This window comes from Desulfoferrobacter suflitae (assembly GCF_022603395.1).
GTDB lineage: Bacteria > Desulfobacterota > Syntrophobacteria > Syntrophobacterales > Syntrophobacteraceae > Desulfoferrobacter > Desulfoferrobacter suflitae.
This window is the reverse complement of the sequence record NZ_JAIBKA010000050.1, coordinates 1-625: the sequence shown is the minus strand read 5'-3', so window position 1 is coordinate 625 and position 625 is coordinate 1. Positions and strand designations below refer to the sequence as shown.

The window sequence follows — 625 nt, the reverse complement described above, 5'->3', positions numbered from 1 at the left end:
TGAGGCGGCACAGACTCCCCGGGCGATCAAGGAATCAAAAGCCTGCAACGGGTCATCGGAAGCGCCTGTGCCAAAATGGGTGAGGATCTGTTTCCTGAGCCCATTGAGCCAATGACGCTGCCTGGATCTAGGCAGGTCCGGCTTCCACCTGCGCTCGGTTAAGCGGTGCGCAATATGTTCACGGATGGTGGCAATGGCGGCCTGGAATCTGCTCCAGTAGCCGCTGGGGCGAGTTCTGAAAACGGTTCGGCAATCTACACATCGATATTTTCGAATCCACAAGGGTTCCGGGAAGTCATCAAAATAGGCGGTGTCAAAGCCATGAGCCCAGATGCGCCCTTTACAGCACGAGCATCTTTCGGGCCTTGGCCAGGGGTAGTTGCGGCCCAACTCAAAGAGGGTCTTGACGCATACGTCAAAAAACAATATCAATAAAGGGCCTTTTGTGAGTTTAACTCACTTTTCAACGGATGAGGGGTGCTTGTCCCACCCTTCATCCAACTTCATTGTCCAAAACAACCCCGCCTTTTCCTGTGAGCAGAATAATTCGATAATCTGCCCACTTGTGTCAAGTCATTGTGAAAAAAACACTGCTCATTGAGTCAATAGATTGTGCGAGTCTACA

At 51.4% G+C, this 625-nt stretch carries 1 protein-coding gene; it reads right to left on the bottom strand.

Features of this window, described 5'->3' with window-relative positions:
• Positions 1-432, bottom strand: a 432-nt coding sequence (locus K1V27_RS22570) for a hypothetical protein (protein WP_258932538.1), incomplete at its 3' end; no start/stop codon positions are given.
• Between the last annotated feature and the right edge of the window lie 193 nt (positions 433-625).